At 72.6% G+C, this 989-nt stretch carries 1 protein-coding gene; it reads right to left on the bottom strand.

Annotated features, from left to right (window positions below):
* The coding region (locus ACIKT0_RS18965) for an acyl-CoA dehydrogenase family protein (protein ID WP_407106845.1) at positions 1 to 933 on the bottom strand (933 nt) is incomplete at its 3' end.
* Positions 934 to 989 lie beyond the last annotated feature (56 nt).

Consider the following 989-nt stretch of genomic DNA (forward strand, 5'->3'; position numbering starts at 1 on the left):
GGCCGCCGCGAGCACCGCCGCCTCGGCCGCGAAGGCCGCGCTCGCGATCTCGCCGACCGCCTGCTGCAGGATCGGGTCGTCGGCCGGCTTCTCGGCCGGCGCGAAGGAGAAGGAGCGGGCGCGGCGCTTCACCAGCGCGGCGGCGTCGGAGGCAGCGGAGCGGATGATCCCGGCGACGATCGAGGTGAGGAACAGCTGCTGGAAGGAGCCGTGATAGGGCCGGTCGTAGGCGAGGCCGCGGCTCTCGTCGTCGAACACCGCCTCGTGTCGGGCGACGGTCGCGTTGTCGAAGATCGTGGTTCCGGTGCCCGTGAGGCGTTGCCCGAAGCCGTCCCAGTCGTCGAGGCGCGTCACGCCCTCGCGGCCGACCGGGATCACCACGGTCACGAAGCGGCCCGCGAGGTCCTGCGCGCGCACCGTGACGTAGTCGGCGAACAGCGTGCCGGTGCTGAAATACTTGGTTCCGTTCAGCACATAGCCGTCGCCGCTGGGGCTGAGCCTGGTGTCGAAGTCGACGCCGCCGACGCTCCGGTTGTTGAGCTCCGTCATCGCGAGGCCGACGATCTCGCCGCCGGCGACCAGCCGCGCCCAGCGTCGATGCGCTCCCCCGGGCGCGGGCTGGCAGAAGCGCTCGACGAAGCCGAAATGGTTGCGCAGGATCTGCGCCACGTTCGGGTCCGCCTCGCCGAGCGCTATGACGGTCGCGAACACCTCGCGCAGCGAGGCGCCGCCGCCGCCTTCGTCCTTCGGCACGCGGAGCGCGCCGAGCCGCGCGCGGCGGACGAGATCCACCTGCTCGAACGGCAGGATGCGCTTGGCGTCCCGTTCGGATGCGCCTTGGGCGATCCCGGCGAGCAGGGCCTTCAGCTCCGGAGAGCCGAGGCGCGGGATGGCCGATCCGTTGAACCGGACGGCCGGGGCGATAGCGTTCATCGGATCCTCTTCGGGCGACAGGCGGGGGCGCCTGGGCGCCGCGGCCCGCGCGTGCG

Origin of the sequence: Hansschlegelia beijingensis, from assembly GCF_045505405.1 — a bacterium.
Lineage (GTDB): Bacteria > Pseudomonadota > Alphaproteobacteria > Rhizobiales > Methylopilaceae > Methylopila > Methylopila beijingensis_A.